General features: G+C 32.1%; 17 protein-coding genes. 6 read left to right on the top strand and 11 right to left on the bottom strand.

Annotation, left to right across the window (positions count from 1 at the left end):
- Window positions 1–58: 58 nt before the first annotated feature.
- Entirely contained in the window at window positions 59–241 is a 183-nt protein-coding gene (locus CHB81_RS08260; RefSeq protein ID WP_089351409.1) for a CAL67264 family membrane protein, read from the bottom strand.
- Window positions 242–307: 66 nt separating this feature from the next.
- Complete coding sequence (gene holA, locus CHB81_RS08255; protein WP_089351408.1) at window positions 308–1312, bottom strand: DNA polymerase III subunit delta; 1005 nt, start codon at window positions 1310–1312, stop codon at window positions 308–310.
- A 98-nt stretch (window positions 1313–1410) separates the two neighbouring features.
- On the opposite strand from holA, the gene CHB81_RS08250 reads away from it, so the two are divergent.
- The 3 genes from CHB81_RS08250 to CHB81_RS08240 are packed head-to-tail and all read left to right on the top strand — an operon-like array spanning window position 1411 to window position 3774.
- Window positions 1411–1857: a type I restriction enzyme HsdR N-terminal domain-containing protein gene (locus CHB81_RS08250; RefSeq protein WP_089351407.1), complete on the top strand. Its 447-nt coding sequence runs from the start codon at window positions 1411–1413 to the stop codon at window positions 1855–1857.
- A gap of 29 nt (window positions 1858–1886) precedes the next feature.
- Window positions 1887–2906 (top strand): glycosyltransferase family 2 protein, encoded by a 1020-nt coding sequence (locus CHB81_RS08245; protein ID WP_089351406.1) that lies wholly within the window; start codon window positions 1887–1889, stop codon window positions 2904–2906.
- 34 nt (window positions 2907–2940) lie between these two features.
- Window positions 2941–3774 carry an OmpA family protein gene (locus CHB81_RS08240; protein ID WP_089351405.1) on the top strand — a complete coding sequence of 278 codons (834 nt, stop codon included), beginning with the start codon at window positions 2941–2943 and terminating at the stop codon, window positions 3772–3774.
- 190 nt (window positions 3775–3964) lie between these two features.
- Here the strand turns inward: CHB81_RS08240 and CHB81_RS08235 are convergent, their stop codons facing one another.
- The 4 genes from CHB81_RS08235 to CHB81_RS08220 form a co-directional block, all read right to left on the bottom strand.
- Window positions 3965–4585, bottom strand: a complete 621-nt coding sequence (locus CHB81_RS08235; RefSeq protein ID WP_089351404.1) for an L-threonylcarbamoyladenylate synthase — start codon at window positions 4583–4585, stop codon at window positions 3965–3967.
- A gap of 19 nt (window positions 4586–4604) precedes the next feature.
- Entirely contained in the window at window positions 4605–5102 is a 498-nt protein-coding gene (locus CHB81_RS08230) for a hypothetical protein (RefSeq protein WP_089351403.1), read from the bottom strand.
- Between the two features lie 19 nt (window positions 5103–5121).
- A complete protein-coding gene (locus tag CHB81_RS08225) occupies window positions 5122–7458 on the bottom strand; it encodes an ATP-dependent helicase (RefSeq protein WP_089351402.1) in 2337 nt (778 codons plus the stop codon).
- A gap of 291 nt (window positions 7459–7749) precedes the next feature.
- Window positions 7750–8517, bottom strand: a complete 768-nt coding sequence (locus CHB81_RS08220; RefSeq protein WP_089351401.1) for a TSUP family transporter — start codon at window positions 8515–8517, stop codon at window positions 7750–7752.
- Window positions 8518–8641: 124 nt separating this feature from the next.
- Here CHB81_RS08220 and CHB81_RS08215 point away from each other — a divergent pair, with 124 nt between their 5' ends.
- Complete coding sequence (locus CHB81_RS08215) at window positions 8642–9163, top strand: hypothetical protein (RefSeq protein ID WP_089351400.1); 522 nt, start codon at window positions 8642–8644, stop codon at window positions 9161–9163.
- Window positions 9164–9184: 21 nt separating this feature from the next.
- Here the strand turns inward: CHB81_RS08215 and CHB81_RS08210 are convergent, their stop codons facing one another.
- The 5 genes from CHB81_RS08210 to CHB81_RS08190 all read right to left on the bottom strand — a co-directional run bounded on the left by CHB81_RS08210 (window position 9185) and on the right by CHB81_RS08190 (window position 14253).
- The gene (locus CHB81_RS08210) at window positions 9185–9622 is read right to left on the bottom strand and encodes a hypothetical protein (protein WP_089351399.1); all 438 of its coding nucleotides are present in this window, start codon (window positions 9620–9622) and stop codon (window positions 9185–9187) included.
- Window positions 9623–9661: 39 nt separating this feature from the next.
- Window positions 9662–10069: a hypothetical protein gene (locus CHB81_RS08205; RefSeq protein ID WP_217899722.1), complete on the bottom strand. Its 408-nt coding sequence runs from the start codon at window positions 10067–10069 to the stop codon at window positions 9662–9664.
- Between the two features lie 117 nt (window positions 10070–10186).
- The gene (locus CHB81_RS08200) at window positions 10187–11119 is read right to left on the bottom strand and encodes a hypothetical protein (protein WP_089351398.1); all 933 of its coding nucleotides are present in this window, start codon (window positions 11117–11119) and stop codon (window positions 10187–10189) included.
- Between the two features lie 23 nt (window positions 11120–11142).
- Entirely contained in the window at window positions 11143–12042 is a 900-nt protein-coding gene (locus CHB81_RS08195; RefSeq protein WP_089351397.1) for a patatin family protein, read from the bottom strand.
- 129 nt (window positions 12043–12171) lie between these two features.
- Window positions 12172–14253 (bottom strand): M1 family metallopeptidase, encoded by a 2082-nt coding sequence (locus CHB81_RS08190; protein ID WP_089351396.1) that lies wholly within the window; start codon window positions 14251–14253, stop codon window positions 12172–12174.
- A 96-nt stretch (window positions 14254–14349) separates the two neighbouring features.
- Between CHB81_RS08190 and CHB81_RS08185 the strand changes: the two genes are divergently transcribed.
- Together CHB81_RS08185 and CHB81_RS08180 are read left to right on the top strand one after the other, a co-directional pair.
- Window positions 14350–15087 (top strand): diphthine--ammonia ligase, encoded by a 738-nt coding sequence (locus tag CHB81_RS08185; protein ID WP_089351395.1) that lies wholly within the window; start codon window positions 14350–14352, stop codon window positions 15085–15087.
- A gap of 58 nt (window positions 15088–15145) precedes the next feature.
- Complete coding sequence (locus tag CHB81_RS08180) at window positions 15146–15631, top strand: hypothetical protein (protein WP_369597372.1); 486 nt, start codon at window positions 15146–15148, stop codon at window positions 15629–15631.
- Window positions 15632–15648 lie beyond the last annotated feature (17 nt).

Below are 15648 nucleotides of genomic sequence, written 5' to 3'. Positions count from 1 at the left end.
TAATTATTTTTTATTGATTTTATATCACAATTGAATCTTCAATTGATATTGAATTTTACTAAACTCTACCTTTCAAAGCATTAAAAACCCAGGCATTGGCTAAGAAACCAACTCCTGCTGCTGCAAATCCCCAGCCCGATACATCACTGTATCTAAAAGCTCCAAGACCTATAAGTAACAATCCCATAAGTATCATTATAAAAGTAGCCCATCCTAAAACGGTATTTTTATTCATTCCCATAATTGTAATAATTATTTTTTAATGTGATTTATTTTTAGAAGTGCAAATATCGTGAATTTTCACGGCTTAATTAAATATTTTGTACAGCATTTCTTTTAACAAATCTGACTGTGGCAATGCATTTGCTCCTACTCCTTTACTTTTAACATCAACGTCACGCAAAGCTCCAATGATTTGACTCACTTTTCGCATTGGATAATTTTTTATTGCCAAATCATATTCTTTTAGAAAATAAGGATTTACGCCAATAGCAGTGGCAACATTTTTAGGGTTTTTATCTTTTAATCCGTGGTATTTTAAAAGCTGAACAAAAAAACCAAAGACTAATCCTGTAGTCATTACTAATGGATATTCTTTTGGATTGTGTGCAAAATTCTCTGCTATCTTATAAGCTTTCAACTGATTACGTTCGCCAATTGCTTTTCGGAGTTCAAAAACATTATAATCTTTACTAAAACCAATGTTTTCCTCAATGTGTTGCGGGGTAATTACGGTTCCTTGCGGTAAGATAATCTGTAATTTCTCTAATTCGTTATTTATTTTACTCAAATCAGTCCCTAAAAACTCCACCAACATCGCATTTGCCTTAGGATCGATTGTATATTTTTTACCGGCAAGCACGCGTTTTATCCAATCACCAACCTGGTTTTCATATAATTTTTTACTCTCATAAACGATTCCGTTTTGAGCCAAAAGTTTTGTGACTTTTTTACGTTTATCAAGAGTTTTGTATTTGTAACAAAAAACCAGAACCGTTGTTTCCATTGGATTATTAACATATGATTCTATTTTATCAATTGTTCTTGATAAATCTTGTGCCTCTTTTACGATAACAACCTGACGATCAGCCATCATAGGATAACGCTTAGCCGTTGAAACTATATCTTCTACAGAAACATCTCTACCATATAGAACGGTTTGATTGAATCCTCTTTCTTCTTCCGAAAGGATATTCTGTTCAATATACTCCGATAATTTGTCAATATAATAAGGTTCTTCACCCATCAAAAAATATATGGGTTTGATGTTTCCGGCCTTAATATCATTAACAATTTTTACAACTTCATCCATTCAAATTATTTTGTTTCAAGTTTAAAGTTTCAGGTTCATATCTCAATAACTTGAAACTTTAAACCTGAAACCTGAAACTATTTTAATATTTTTGCGCTATGCAGCAATTAAATTTTCCTACTTATACTTTCCGATTCAAAAATAGCGAAAATAAAGTGTCTATTTTTGATGAAATCAGGAAAAAATTTATCATTCTTACTCCCGAAGAATGGGTTCGGCAACATGTTGTTCATTTTTTGATGAATGAAAAAAAATACCCAAAATCTCTCATTAATGTAGAAAAAGTTCTAACCGTCAACGGATTACGAAAACGATATGATATTGTTGTCTTTAATTCTGACGGTTCTATACATATATTAGTAGAGTGCAAAGCGCCGGAAGTCAAAATTTCTCAGGCAACTTTTGACCAAATTGCCCGTTATAATATGACAATGCAGGCACGATTTTTGAATGTAACGAATGGTCTCAGCCATTTTTATTGCCAAATGGATTTTGAAAACGAAAAATACCAGTTTTTAAGGGAACTGCCGGATTATAATAGATAATAAATACTCAAATAAAATAAAAATTACTTTTGGATAAAATAGCTGTCGTCATTTTAAATTGGAATGGTGTAAAATTGTTGGAGCAATTTTTACCTTCAATTGTTCAATTTTCAGAAGGAGCCACTATATATGTAGCAGATAATGCTTCGACTGATATTTCTATAAATTTTGTCAGGGAAAATTTCCCAACTATCAAAATTGTGCAAAATAGCGGAAATTATGGTTTTGCAAAGGGCTATAATGATGCTTTGCAACATATTGATGCAGAAATTTATGCTTTAGTCAATTCGGATGTTGAAGTGACAGAAAATTGGCTTACACCAATAATTCAAACTTTTGACGCCGAGAAACAAACCGCCATAATACAGCCAAAAATTCTTGATTTTAAGAATAAAGAATATTTTGAATATGCCGGTGCAGCCGGAGGATTTATTGATAAATATGGTTTTCCGTTCTGTCGTGGCCGAATTTTTGATACCATAGAAAAAGACAACGGTCAGTACGATGATAATTGTGAATTATTCTGGGCTTCGGGAGCTTGTTTTTTTATTAGAAGCGAAGTATATCGCGAATTAAAAGGATTTGATGAAAGCTTTTTTGCACATCAGGAAGAAATTGATTTATGCTGGCGAACTGCAAATGAAGGTCACATTATAAAGTATGACTCAAAATCTGTTGTTTATCATGTTGGAGGTGCCACGTTGCAACACGGAAATCCAAGAAAAACGTTTTTGAATTTCAGAAATTCATTATTGATGCTTGTCAAAAACTTACCGAAAAAGGGGTTGTTTTTTGTGATTTTCTTTCGAATGGTTTTAGACGGTATTGCTGCTATCCGGTTTCTTACACAAGGAAAGTTCAGTCATACTTTTGCTGTTTTAAAGGCACACTTCTCTTTTTATTACCTATCTTTAAGATATCTAAAAAAAAGAAAAGATTTTCAAATACAACAATACTATACCATCAAAAGTATCGTTTACTTGTATTACATCAGGAAATTGGGTGTTTTTAAAGAAATCTTTAACACTAAACAAAATATTAAAAACTAAATTTGTAATCAACGTTTAATTAAATATAATACCTATGAGAAAAATAGTTATCGCACTAACAGTATTAATGGCCTTAACTTCGTGTGTATCAAAAAAGCAATACGCAGCATTAGAAGCTAAGAACAAAGAGACACAAGATTTATTAAACTCTTGCACCGTAAAATTAAATTCTTGCCTTGAAGAAAAAGCTGGACTTGCAGCTACAGCTGAAAGTTATAAAGCACACAATCAAGACTTAATCAATAGCTCTAAAGATTTAACTGTATTAACGACTAAAGGAGCTGAAAACCTTGAAAAATCTTTAGAAAGTTTAAAAGAAAAAGATTTAAAAATATCCAGACTTCAAGATGCTTTAACTAAAAAAGACAGTGTAACATTAGCTTTAGTTACTAGTTTAAAAGGAGCAGTTGGAATCAACGATCCGGATATCGAAATCAATGTTGAAAAAGGAGTTGTATTTATTTCTATTGCAGATAAATTATTATTTAAAAGTGGTAGCTACGACGTAAGCGATAAAGCTAAATCTGTTTTGGCTAAAGTTGCAAAAGTAGTAAATGATAAACCTGATTTTGAATGTATGGTTGAAGGTCACACAGATGACGTTCCTTACAAAAGCAACGGTATAATCTTAGACAACTGGGATTTAAGTGTTAAACGTTCTACATCTATCGTACGTGTATTAACAAATGATCTTGGTGTTAACCCAGCAAAATTAATCGCTGCAGGTAGAAGTTCTTATGTACCATTAGTTGCTAATGATACTCCGGAAAACAAAGCACGTAACAGAAGAACTCGTATTGTGGTTATGCCAAAAATTGATCAGTTCTATGATATGATTGAAAAAGAAATGAAAAAACAAGCTAAATAATTTAAGTTTTTCACATACTTTATAATACAGAAAAAGCAGGTCAATTGACCTGCTTTTATGTATCCTTAATTTTTTTAATAACCAATTAAATACAAATCAAGAATAACATTATTTTAAATTAACTAACTAAATTTTAACTGTAATAAAATTAGTTATTTATTTTTAACTATTACGCAATTTCAGTATTTATTTACAAAATATCGATATCACCTTTACCTTCTCTGACAATAACTGGCTCATAATCTGATAAATCGATTATGGTTGAACCTACGTTATCCCCATAACCACCATCGATTACCAAATCTACAATGTTTTGCCATTTCTCAAAAATCAATTCAGGATCTGTAGTGTACTCAATTACATCATCTTCATCACGAATAGAAGTCGAAACAATAGGATTTCCTAATTGACGAACAATCTCCAAAACAATATTGTTATCAGGAACACGAATACCAACAGTAGTTTTCTTTTTAAACTCTTTTGGTAAATTATTATTCCCCGGTAAAATAAAAGTATAAGGTCCCGGCAAAGCTCTTTTCAGAATTTTAAACGTCGAGGTATCAATCTGACGAACGTAATCTGATAGATTGCTCAAATCATGGCAGATGAAGGAAAAATTTGCTTTCTCTAATTTTACTCCTTTAATTTTTGCGATTTTTTCTAAAGCACGTGAATTGGTAATATCACAACCTAAACCGTAAACAGTATCAGTTGGATAAATCACTAAACCTCCACTCTGAAGTACCTTTACCACTTTGGCAATTGCGGCTTCACTAGGTTTATCCGGATATATTTTTATGAACTCAGCCATTTTTTTTAGAATAAAGATGTTAGATTGTAGAATAAAGACTATTCTTTACCCCTTTTAAAGTTTTGAGTGTATAAAATAACATTCCACAAGCAAACAAATTTAGTTTGAAATGGGAGATATTTTCATTCTCACGAAACGCAAATATAAATTGCGAAGGTTGAAAATCAAATCCTGCAAAAATATCATTAGTAAAATCTAAAGTAAAATTAATAGCAATTCCATTAACCGACGTAAAATAAACTCCATGAAATTCAAAAGCAACCAATTGTAAAATTAATGAAATGATTACAAAATTTAATCCTCTTGAATAATTTTTCTTATTTAATAACCATGAAGAGTATAAACAAAATCCGAAAAAGAAAAAAGAGAGAATCATAAAAATATAAAATGGACCAGCATATTTATCTGCATTTGTAGTGCAAACTAAATATGTCATTATCAACAAACCAATTATACTTCCAAAAAACTGATAAATTTCAATGAAATTAAGTTTTCTCAAAAGTGTTTTTTCGTGCATATATTTTTCTTTCTTCTATTTATCCTACCACATCTAATTTCGCAAATCGGAGCAATAATTTTTTGAGGCCTCCAACTTCAAATTTAATTTCGGCTTTTTTATCAGGTCCAACACCTTCAAGATTGATAACTTCTCCTTTTCCAAAGCGTTCGTGCATTACTACATTTCCAATTGTTAATTTATTATCAAATAAATTTGGCGCTGCACTATTTGGATTAGTTCCTGTAACGGGTTTTAATTTACGAATATTCAAATCCGGTTTTGGTGTATTATCAGTAACATGCTTTGGTGGTGTTGATCCAATTGGTTTTGCCAATCTTAATTTAGACTTATCAATATCTCCAAAAATGTCCCCGTCAATTGGTGATTTATAACGATAATTAGTTTCTGCCGGAGTTAGATATTCCAAATATTGACCATCGATTTCTTCAATAAAACGTGACGGTTCACTATCTGTTAATTTTCCCCAACGGTAACGCGATTGTGCATACGTTAAATAAGCCTGATGCTCAGCGCGTGTTAAAGCTACGTAAAATAAACGACGTTCTTCCTCTAATTCGCTTCTCGTACTCATACTCATTGCACTTGGAAACAAATCTTCTTCCATTCCTACCACAAAAACATGAGGGAATTCAAGACCTTTTGCCAAGTGAATAGTCATCAAAGCCACACGATCTTCATCAGATGTATCTTTATCTAAATCAGTTGCAAGTGCCACATCTTCCATAAATTCAGATAAAGCTCCTCTTGCACCGTCAATTTCTCTTTGTCCTTCAGTAAAATCTTTTAAACCGTTTAAAAGTTCTTCGATATTCTGAATTTTTGCCATTCCTTCCGGTGTAGCATCCTTCTTAAGCTCCTGAACTAAACCAGTCTTTTTAGCCACATAATCTGTAACATAAAAAGCATCCTGATTTTGATCAATCACCTGAAAACTCTGAATCATAGTCACAAAATCATTAATCTTGTTCTTTGTTCCTGTGTTTAATTTCAAGTCGATTTTATCGATATTTACCATTACTTCCCAAATCGAACGTTTGTAATGATTGGCAGCAATTGTAAGTTTTTCGACGGTTGTATCCCCAATTCCACGGGCTGGATAATTGATTACACGAACCAAAGCCTCTTCATCTTTTGGATTGATTACTAAACGTAAATAACACAAAACATCCTTTATTTCTTTACGTTGGTAGAACGATAATCCACCGTAAATTCTATACGGAATATCACGTTTTCTCAAGGCGTCTTCCATAGCACGAGACTGAGCATTAGTACGATACAAAATAGCAAAAGAACCATTATGCAATTGATTCTGCATTTTTTGTTCAAAAATTGTACTTGCTACAAAACGCCCTTCTTCAGCGTCTGTTAAGCTGCGGTGAACTTTAATTTTTGCGCCAAAATCATTTGCTGTCCAAACTACTTTATCCAGTTTGGTTTTATTATGCTCCATGACAGTATTTGCCGCTTCAACAATATTTCTGGTAGAACGGTAATTTTGCTCCAAACGAAACATTATAACACCTTCATAATCCTTTTGGAAATTCAGAATGTTATTAATATTTGCACCTCTAAAAGCATAAATACTCTGTGCATCATCACCTACTACACAAATATTCTGAAATTTATCAGATAAAGCCCTAACAATCAAATACTGAGAATGGTTTGTATCCTGGTACTCATCAACCAAAATATATCTAAAACGATTCTGGTACTTTGCTAAAACCTCAGGAAAACGAGTTAATAACTCATTGGTTTTTAATAATAAATCATCAAAATCCATTGCTCCGGCTTTAAAACAACGCTCTACATACTGCTGATAAATCTCTCCTAATCTTGGTCTTTTTGCCATAGCATCGGCTTCAACCAATTCCGGATTGTTAAAATAAGCTTTTACAGTAATCAAACTATTTTTATAAGTCGAAATTCGTCCTAAGATTTGTTTTGGTTTATAGACATCGCGATCCAGCTGCATTTCTTTAATAATCGAAGAAATTAATCTTGCCGAATCCTGAGAATCATAAATTGTAAAGTTAGATGGATATCCTAAATGATCCGACTCTGCACGCAGAATACGCGCAAAAATCGAGTGAAAAGTCCCCATCCAAAGATTTTTTGCTTCGGGTCCACCCACAATATCCGAAATCCTGTGCTTCATCTCACGGGCCGCTTTATTGGTAAAAGTCAGCGACAAAATATTGAAGGCATCAACACCCTGAGCCATCAAATAAGCAATTCTAATAGTTAAAACACGGGTTTTTCCTGAACCTGCGCCAGCAATAATAATCATTGGCCCGTCTTTTTTCAGAACGGGTTGTCGTTGTGCTTCATTGAGCTGGTCAATGTATTTCTGCATGAAATTTTTCTCCATAAGTAATGCAAAAATAAGAATTCTACATTTAATAAGCTACTAAGTTTCGGAGGTTCTATCGAAACTTTGGGACTAAGTTTTTATTTTTTTTGAAGCCAGAGAATAGGCATTTTATTAAACACAGTTCCCGCTTTCGGCTTTATCTCTCCGTTTCACTACGAGGATATCGCCTCTATCGGGGCTAGATTTAAGAAGTAGGCTTCTTTTTAAGTTTCTGAGGTTCTAAGTCGCTAAGACTCCAAGATATATCGCAAGAAAACTTAACAACTTAGAACCTTACTTATAAAACACATCATAAGCAAATCGGATTAAAGTACCGATTACCACAATCAAAAAGAAAACTCTAATAAAGCCATTTCCTTTATTAATTGCCAGTTTTGCACCAAGCCATCCGCCAAGTCCGTTGCTTATTGCCATTGGAATTGCAATAACCCAAATAATTTTCCCTTTTAGCATAAACAAACAAATTGATCCAAAATTTGTCGCCAGATTTACCATTTTAGCATTTGCGGAAGCGTGCAAAAAGTCAAAACCCATTAAAGCAATAAAAGCAACTACCAGAAAACTTCCGGTTCCGGGACCGATAAATCCATCGTAGAAACCAACAATTATGCTGATAACAACCGCATACAAAATTTGCGTTTTAGCCGAATGATCTTTGGCTACATGCTGTCCGAAATTCTTTTTAGCGTAGGTATAAATTAGCAAAAGAGACAAAACCACCAATAAAAGCGGCTTCATAAAATCATTACTTACATAAGTCAATAAAGTAGAACCCAAAAATGCCGACGGAACCGCCAGACACATCATAATCAATAACAATCGCCATTGAATAAAAACTTTTTTAAGGTATTGAAAAGCCGCAAAAGCAGTTCCGGTAAATGCTGGTAATTTCAAAGTTCCTATAACCGTAGAAACTGGCAAATTAGGCAATAAAATCAATCCCATTGGTGTTTGAATCAATCCGCCACCGCCAACAATAGCATCAATAAATCCTGCAGCAAAAGCAGCTAAACAAAGTAAAATTATGACATATGAATCCATTAATAGTGTGTTTCAGACGGTTTTGAGAACTGTAAACAAAAGTAAACTTCCATTTTGTTTATTACAATAAATTTAAAGCGGATTTCTCCCCAAAAAGTATATTTTTGTTGAAAAATTGAACCAAATGGATTTTACAAGAATTATAGAATTAGCCAGTTATACTTTACCTGCTGTAGTTACTGGATTCGTGGCTTATAGCTTTTTTGAATTACATATTAAAAACAATGATAAAAAACGTGCTTTTTTATTAAACAGAGAATATCAAAAACAATCATTACCAATACGTTTACAAGCTTACGAGCGTATGACTTTATATTTAGAGCGTATTAACCTAACCAAACTATTGATAAGAATTGCGCCAATTTCGAACGAAAAGCACGATTACGAAAATTTCTTAATCGACCAAATCGAACATGAATTTGAACACAATTTAGCACAACAAATTTATATGTCTGATGAATGTTGGACAATTATTACAACTGCTAAAAACTCAACGATACAAATCATCCGCAAAACTGCTATGAGCGATCGTGTAGACAATGCTGATAAATTGCGTGAAGTAATTTTGAATGATTTGTTAGAAAAACAATCACCAAGCAATGCCGCATTAGCGTATATTAAAAACGAAGTTTCTGAGTTGTGGTAAAAACAATTTAGATTTTTTTATCTAATGTAAATTACTCAGAATTGTTTGATTCCAATTTTCATCTTTTTCAGAAATTATAATGGTTTTGAATCCATATTTCTGACCTTCCATTTCCACTCCAATTGAATCATCTATATGAATATCAATATTAAACATAGGTGGAAATTTTGAACAATAAATATCTTTTTTACGGATTGACTTTTGATGTTTCTGTTGGTTTATCACAAAATCAACAGAAACTCCATAAGAATAAAATGTCCCCTTTATTCGGGATTCACTTCTGTACGAAGTCGTATAAATATAAATTTGATGCTTCTGCTTTTTTAGTTCCCTAAATAAATCTATCGTTCCTTTTCTTAGATTTTCAAGACCAAAAAATTGTTGTAATAAATTTGATTTTTCCAACTCAAACTTATTTTTAGAAATTAAAGTATCATCAAGATCAAAAGATATTATCATATTAAGTCAATTTCTAACTACGTTTATCAATAATCAGAGCTAGTGAAATTTATGTTCTAAAAAACTTAAATTATTATCAATCAAAGCTTTTACTATTTCAATTGTTTTTTCTTTACTTTGATCAAGTAGTTCAGAAGTATAATTTTTATTTAATTTTTCACTTAAACCAAACCATGTCTTCTGTATTTTAGGTCTTTTGAAAAACACATAAAAATCATATTTATCAGGATTGCCAACTGCTGAAATTGCCAAACCATTTTTATTGTCTAAATTTTCGATTTCAAGCGATGGTGAGTAATAAATATTTTTTGAATTCTCTGCTTCTTCTAAAAGCAATCTCCATGGAAATTCTTCAAGAATTTTCATTATCGCTGAAGAATCAATCTTTCCTTTTTCAATAATTGTCGGATTTGTTGGTTCACAAATACTATATCTAAATTCACTCATTTTTTTGTTTTAGTTTTTCCTTTCTTATAAATCATATAATCTTAAAAACCCTGACTCGCTGCTGATATACCTGTGGCAATAATTACTGAATTTAGAATTCAGTTCTTCCAAAAATTATCAATTTTCAATCTTCTTTTTTAAGGCCTTTAATAATTTATTTTCGAAATCAGAAATGATACTTTTAGAACAAATCCCGCCATACAACGGAATATTTGTCCTAATTTTATAATCGCAAGTAAGAGTTAATTCACTTTTTGATTTACTTATTGTTCTCAATTGATAAGTTATAGAATCAAAAACTAAGTTTTTATTTTTAAGAACATGTTTGAATGTCTGACTGTTATCAAGATCAGATTTGTCTACATTGACGGCAAAAGATAGTTCCTTGTATTTTTCTGATTTAATAACTTTTTCATTAAGTATTACTCCATTATCAAAATACCCTAATCTTGTATTTGTTCCGGAATTATACTCCGATTTTATAGGATTAGGAAATCCCAAATAATTATAAATCGAATTATCAATATAATTAGTTAATTCAGGAACAGCAAATAAATTATTCCAGATTACCTCTTTTGAACTGTCAATTATTACTTTTTCTGAAATTTGGAAATGAGTTTCTTTTTTCTCAATAAACTTTTCGACGTTACCTAAAAGAATCGGAATTACGATCAGTAACATACTGTTTCTATTTAATTTTTTCTTATTACAATCAATTCTAAATGCAATAAAATGTCTAAAAGTTAAGCTAACCAAAACCGATATAATCACATAAGGAGGAAGTAAAATGATAAGACATCCCAGATCTTCCAATCTACTCATAAAAGCAATTAACAAAAATAAAAAATTGCTTATCAAAGGATAAAATACAGCCCTGAAACTACTATTAGCAAAAGCCTCTGCGTCTAACAAAAACGGTAAGTATCCAATAACTATCGGAACAATTATCAAATAATCTAAGGAATTCATTTCTATAACATCAAACTCAACCAGAACTCTGAATATTAAAGCATAAAGTACTGTAAATAGAATCCCGTAGTATTTCTTCATTTTTTTAGACAAAGTATTTATAATTACCTGTTATCACTCATTACTTCAGACTTATTCTGAGCATATTCAAAACCTTGTTCCCACCATTCCTTCATAACTTCCTTGTTAAAAATAAGGGCGTTATCAGTCAATTTTGTCGGAGTGTAATATAAGTTAAGTTTCACATTCTTATTGTTTGCCATAAGTTTTCCTATAGCAATATCGTGTTTTTCAACCTGATCTAAGGCAATTCTAAACAAATCAATCATTAACGAAAACGGATTTTTACCAATAACGGTTTTATCCATATTGACTTCTGTTTCCAATATAATTACATCAATTTCTGTTGCGCCACGATTAATAGCTTCACGAATGGGAACCAAACTCGAAAATCCGCCGTCGCCATACTCGCAATTATCTTTTTCGACCAAACTCATAAACGGAACATAATTGCTGGAAATCCAGGACCAATCGCAAAACTCATCATAACTGCAATCTTTTATAGATTTATATTCTGATTCGTTTTTAGTAAAATTAGTTACTGTAATTACAACATCGTTCTTAAGTTTTTTAAGATTATTGAAATCAGAAAGGCTAAAATTATTCTGAATATATTTCTTCAATCCTTTACTCTCTCCAAAGGTTCTTTTTCCTTTAAAAAACTGACGCAAAACATTGAAATGGTTAATGGTTACAATATCAACTCCATCTTTATTCTTAACTACAAAAGGGCAAATATTAAAGATGCTTCCCATTGTAACATTGGTATAAACCGAGTGAATTTTCTTAATATGTCCTAATGCCAAATGCGGAATTAACAAACTTCCGGTAGAAGTCCCTATAAACAGATCGTATTCGTGGTTTTTCTCCTCGATTAAATATTGCGCTACACCTCCCGCAAATGCTCCTTTACTTCCTCCACCAGAAATAACCAATGCTCTCATAAATATATTGTAGGTTTTGTTTTTGGATTTTTTTTTTAGAAAGATACAAGATTTTAGAGTCAAGATGAAAGACCTTCACTAAATGTCAAATCTTTCTTCTTGCATCTTTCTTCTTCATTCTCAACTTCACTATTCTTGCTTCTTCACCTCATTCTCTTTCAACAAACGATCTAATTGAAACTGTTCATCAGGGGTCAAATTAGGCAAAATTCTTTCAAATGAAACACGCATCTCCGAATTTTTTAATAAAAATCGAATTGTCTCTCTTCCAAACTTAGAAAACTGCCACATATGATGCGTTGTAGCCGAAACTAAATTACTCAAAACCTGATCATTAATAATTTTAAACGAAATTAATTTTTCAAGTGCATTTTGTCTTGTTGTCGCTTCATATTTTGTTGATGAAAAAGAAACTAATTCCGCAACCAAAGCATCCGGATTACTGCTGTAATTTGGTGTAGATAATGCTAATGAAAGCCACATTGTACGAAGATTATAATCGTTAAAACCAATCCAGTTTTTAGATTTATCAAGATATTCTGAGCGATGATCCGGAAAGTTTTTCCATAACCAAAACAAAGCAATTTCTTGCGTTTGATATGATTTATCACCCAGCAAAGTTTCATATTCTAACCTAAAATCCTCTGTAATCTTAGTCAAAGTACTTGCGACATCTTGTCGAACTTGCACATTATTGGTTTTTAAAGCGGTAAGTAAAAGTGCCTTTTTGCCTTCATACTTTTCCTTTTCTAATTGATCAACAATAGCTTGTTTTACACTTGGAAAAACATCAGATTCTAAAGTCTTTTTTAGAAAAACTTCTTTTTCTGCCAATGGCGTTTTCTTTAATTTATCAACTTCTAATCGAACTTGAATTGTTTTATTTTTACTCAATAAAGTATTTGCTTCGGCAGTATCAAATGTTGGCGATTCTAGCCATGTTTTTTGGAATTTATCCAAATCAAAATCTGAAACTTTCCTGATTTCATCAAAGAAATTTTGTGTATTTACATTTTGATAAGCATACTTTTTCAAGTAACTTTTTATAGCTTTTTTGAATGCTTTATCTCCAATTGATTCGTGCAGAACAAACAAAGCCCAGGCTCCTTTTTCATAAAAAGTCAAAGAACTCGCTTTGGCATTCAAAACCGGAACCGAATCTGTTCTGGAAGCAAATTTGATTTGTTGGGCTGTATCATATAGCTTCGAATAGAAATAATCGTCTCCATAAATATCTCTTTCCGCAAGCAAAGCATAATAAGTAGCAAAACCTTCCTGAAGCCAATGATGCATACTACTTTCGGCAGTAATCAAATCTCCAAACCAATGATGTGCTAATTCATGAGCATCAACATTGGTATAATTTCGATCTTCAAAGCCAATAGAATCTACTACATAACGCGTTGCAAAAAGCGTTGAAGTTGTGTTTTCCATTCCGGCATATAAAAAATCACGAACCGGAATTTCTCTATAGACTTCCCAAGGATAATTTACTCCAATTTCTTTCTCTAAAAAATCAAAAATTCGCTTCGAATAACGAAAAGTCGATTCAAAACGGTTTGCATCTTTATTTTCTAAATAATATTCTAACGGAATTTTAGACTTGGCTTTCAGTTCTTTTTTATCATATTTCCCAATAGAAAGCATGACAAGATAAGAACTCATTGGTTTTTCCATTTTGTATTGCCATTCGGTTAAATCGCCGTTTGTTATTTTTTCCTTTAAGACTCCGTTTGAGACTACCTGATATTCTTTGTTGAATGTGATTCCTAAATTAAAAATCAGCTTTTCATTGACATCATCAAAACTCGGAAACCAATTACTGGTATATCTTCCCTGCCCTTGTGTCCAGATCTGCACTTCAGAATTTTCTATAGCTATAAAATATAAAGCCTGTTTTGGCCTTGCCCAATAATCAAAAGTCAGCTTGTTTTTTCCTTCTTTAAAACTATCGATAAGCTGTAATTGTTTACCTGTATTTATAAAATTAACCTCTTTTTGATTGATTAGAATTTTAGTAAATTCCATGTCTTTGGCGTCAATTTTAATCGTATCGGTTGGTTTCAGTATATCAAACTGATATTCTACTGATCCAGCAATCGATTTGTCTGTGGTATTTAATTTCAAATGCGCATTAACCGATTTAAAATCGACAAATTGGGTTTGTTGTGCAAAAATGAAACTGGTAAAGAATAAAAGAATAAATTTCATTAAGAATAAATTTGAGGGCAAAGATCCAAAGTTACAAAGGTTTCGTCAACAAATCGAACGAAATTTGTAAGTTTACCATCAGAAAATTATATTATCGTGTCAGCACCCAAAAAAGCCTTATTTAACTGGAGCAGCGGAAAAGATTCTGCACTTGCTTTACATAAAATTTTACAAAACCCTGATTTTAAAATCGAATGCCTACTAACAAGTGTTAACCAGCAGTTTCAGCGTATTTCGATGCATGGTGTTCGTGTTGAATTACTTAAAGCACAGGCAAAAAGCATTGGTTTGCCTCTTAAAATTCTAGAAATTCCGGAAATGCCAACGATGGAGGTTTACGAAAATGTCATGACCAAAACCTTAACCGAATTAAAAGAACAAGGCATTACACATTCGGTTTTTGGAGATATATTCCTGGAAGATTTACGAAAATACCGTGAAGATCAACTAGCCAAAATAGGGTTTGAAGGCATTTTTCCGATCTGGAAAATTCCAACTCAGGATTTAATACAGGAATTTATTGCGACAGGATTTAAGACTATTGTGGTTTGTGTAAATGAACGATATTTAGACAAAAGTTTTGTTGGACGTATAATTGATCAGGATTTTATCAATGATTTACCTGATAATGTAGATGTTTGCGGCGAAAATGGTGAATTTCATACCTTTACTTTTGATGGACCAATTTTTTCAGAACCAATACATTTTGAAATTGGAGAGATCGTTTATCGAAAATATGAAAAACCAAAAACCGAAGATTCTTCAAATATAGCTTGCGACACCAATTCAAGTGATGCTTTTGATTTTGGTTTCTGGTATTGCGATTTGATTTAAACTTCAATTAAGTAACTTAGAATAATATTTTGTTTTTATGTTAATAAAAGAGAACAGTTTGGAACTCAAAAAAGTCTTATCATTTCTCAATCAAATTGGAATTAATGTGATTGAAAAAGAACTGGACGAAACTTTTCTTCCCGGATTAAGTTTAGGTCCAAATTGTATTTATATTGACTATAAAAAGCTATTATATCCGGGTGATATTTTGCATGAAGCAGGACATTTAGCCGTTACAACTTCCGCAGAAAGAAATATAGTTGGTACGAGTGAAATGTCAGCTTCCTGGCCTTCTGATGGTGAAGAAATGGGGGCAATTCTTTGGTCGTTTGCAGCAGCGAAATATTTACAATTAGAACCTGAATTTGTTTTTCATCCCGATGGTTATAAAAATGGATCAGATTGGTTGGTTTCGAATTTTAAGAATGAAGTTTATATTGGTCTTCCTTTTCTTGAATGGGTCGGACTTTGTTTAGGAAAAGAACGCGCCTTAAAAGAAAACAAAGCAGCATTTCCCTCAATGCTAAAATGGATTAGAGAGTAGAATTTGAAAATTAGATA

Origin of the sequence: Flavobacterium sp. ov086, from assembly GCF_900187965.1 — a bacterium.
Taxonomy (GTDB): Bacteria; Bacteroidota; Bacteroidia; order Flavobacteriales; family Flavobacteriaceae; genus Flavobacterium.
This window is presented reverse-complemented; position numbering and strand designations above follow the sequence as displayed.

Bases quoted from the DNA above. Each gene is read 5' to 3' on its own strand.
- CHB81_RS08230 (WP_089351403.1), bottom strand. From the start codon at position 5,102: ATGCACGAAAAAACACTTTTGAGAAAACTTAATTTCATTGAAATTTAT.
- holA (WP_089351408.1), bottom strand. From the start codon at position 1,312: ATGGATGAAGTTGTAAAAATTGTTAATGATATTAAGGCCGGAAACATC.
- CHB81_RS08190 (WP_089351396.1), bottom strand. From the start codon at position 14,253: ATGAAATTTATTCTTTTATTCTTTACCAGTTTCATTTTTGCACAACAA.
- CHB81_RS08250 (WP_089351407.1), top strand. From the start codon at position 1,411: ATGCAGCAATTAAATTTTCCTACTTATACTTTCCGATTCAAAAATAGC.
- CHB81_RS08205 (WP_217899722.1), bottom strand. From the start codon at position 10,069: ATGAGTGAATTTAGATATAGTATTTGTGAACCAACAAATCCGACAATT.
- CHB81_RS08210 (WP_089351399.1), bottom strand. From the start codon at position 9,622: ATGATAATATCTTTTGATCTTGATGATACTTTAATTTCTAAAAATAAG.
- CHB81_RS08215 (WP_089351400.1), top strand. From the start codon at position 8,642: ATGGATTTTACAAGAATTATAGAATTAGCCAGTTATACTTTACCTGCT.
- CHB81_RS08200 (WP_089351398.1), bottom strand. From the start codon at position 11,119: ATGAAGAAATACTACGGGATTCTATTTACAGTACTTTATGCTTTAATA.
- CHB81_RS08235 (WP_089351404.1), bottom strand. From the start codon at position 4,585: ATGGCTGAGTTCATAAAAATATATCCGGATAAACCTAGTGAAGCCGCA.
- CHB81_RS08225 (WP_089351402.1), bottom strand. From the start codon at position 7,458: ATGCAGAAATACATTGACCAGCTCAATGAAGCACAACGACAACCCGTT.
- CHB81_RS08240 (WP_089351405.1), top strand. From the start codon at position 2,941: ATGAGAAAAATAGTTATCGCACTAACAGTATTAATGGCCTTAACTTCG.
- CHB81_RS08220 (WP_089351401.1), bottom strand. From the start codon at position 8,517: ATGGATTCATATGTCATAATTTTACTTTGTTTAGCTGCTTTTGCTGCA.
- CHB81_RS08195 (WP_089351397.1), bottom strand. From the start codon at position 12,042: ATGAGAGCATTGGTTATTTCTGGTGGAGGAAGTAAAGGAGCATTTGCG.
- CHB81_RS08260 (WP_089351409.1), bottom strand. From the start codon at position 241: ATGGGAATGAATAAAAATACCGTTTTAGGATGGGCTACTTTTATAATG.